The sequence below is a fragment of the Halalkalibacter wakoensis JCM 9140 genome, from assembly GCF_000513095.1.
GTDB lineage: Bacteria > Bacillota > Bacilli > Bacillales > Bacillaceae_D > Halalkalibacter > Halalkalibacter wakoensis.
In genome coordinates this window covers 1-911 of the sequence record NZ_BAUT01000173.1, presented here as the reverse complement: position 1 = coordinate 911, position 911 = coordinate 1, and the positions used below count along the sequence as shown (strand labels likewise).

The following is a 911-nucleotide window of genomic DNA, read 5'->3' as shown; positions in this document are numbered from 1 at the left end:
CTCATAGGTCGTTTTTAACGACTTTTTACATCTTAACAAACTAAATAAAGTTTGTCAACAATACTTTTTGGTGGAGCCTAGCGGGATCGAACCGCTGACCTCCTGCGTGCAAGGCAGGCGCTCTCCCAGCTGAGCTAAGGCCCCAAAAACAATGGTCGGGAAGACAGGATTTGAACCTGCGACCCCCTGGTCCCAAACCAGGTGCTCTACCAAGCTGAGCCACTTCCCGTTCTAGTAAATCTAACGATTTTTTACATTGCTTAAAAATAATGGCGCGCCTGAGAGATTCGAACTCCCGACCTTTTGATTCGTAGTCAAACACTCTATCCAGCTGAGCTAAGGGCGCATATTTAATTGGTGCCGAGGGCCGGACTTGAACCGGCACGGTAGTCACCTACCGCAGGATTTTAAGTCCTGTGTGTCTGCCAATTCCACCACCCCGGCACAGGAAACAAACTTTATGGAGCGGAAGACGGGATTCGAACCCGCGACCCCCACCTTGGCAAGGTGGTGTTCTACCACTGAACTACTTCCGCAAAATTAATGGTGCGGGTGAAGGGAGTCGAACCCCCACGTCATAAGACACTAGATCCTAAGTCTAGCGCGTCTGCCAATTCCGCCACACCCGCATGTGTGTTATAAATAAATGGTGAGCCATGAAGGACTCGAACCTTCGACCCTCTGATTAAAAGTCAGATGCTCTACCAACTGAGCTAATGGCTCTTGCTAAATTTCAAGAAAAGCGATGCCGGCCAGAGGACTTGAACCCCCAACCTACTGATTACAAGTCAGTTGCTCTACCAATTGAGCTAGGCCGGCAAATATGGTGGAGGATGACGGGATCGAACCGCCGACCCCCTGCTTGTAAGGCAGGTGCTCTCCCAGCTGAGCTAATCCTCCATTTTCAAAAT

9 tRNA genes are annotated in these 911 nt (G+C 49.8%); all 9 read right to left on the bottom strand.

The features are described from left to right. Positions 1–68: 68 nt before the first annotated feature. The 9 genes from JCM9140_RS22120 to JCM9140_RS22080 all read right to left on the bottom strand — a co-directional run bounded on the left by JCM9140_RS22120 (position 69) and on the right by JCM9140_RS22080 (position 900). Positions 69–144 (bottom strand) — tRNA-Ala (locus tag JCM9140_RS22120). 8 nt (positions 145–152) lie between these two features. Beyond that, a tRNA-Pro gene (locus JCM9140_RS22115) sits at positions 153–229 on the bottom strand. 41 nt (positions 230–270) lie between these two features. Further along, positions 271–346, bottom strand: a tRNA-Arg gene (locus tag JCM9140_RS22110). Positions 347–355: 9 nt separating this feature from the next. Next, a tRNA-Leu gene (locus JCM9140_RS22105) sits at positions 356–444 on the bottom strand. Between the two features lie 17 nt (positions 445–461). Further along, positions 462–536, bottom strand: a tRNA-Gly gene (locus JCM9140_RS22100). 8 nt (positions 537–544) lie between these two features. Continuing rightward, a tRNA-Leu gene (locus JCM9140_RS22095) sits at positions 545–629 on the bottom strand. An 18-nt stretch (positions 630–647) separates the two neighbouring features. Beyond that, positions 648–723 (bottom strand) — tRNA-Lys (locus JCM9140_RS22090). A 23-nt stretch (positions 724–746) separates the two neighbouring features. Further along, positions 747–819 (bottom strand) — tRNA-Thr (locus tag JCM9140_RS22085). Between the two features lie 5 nt (positions 820–824). Continuing rightward, positions 825–900 (bottom strand) — tRNA-Val (locus JCM9140_RS22080). Positions 901–911: the final 11 nt, after the last annotated feature.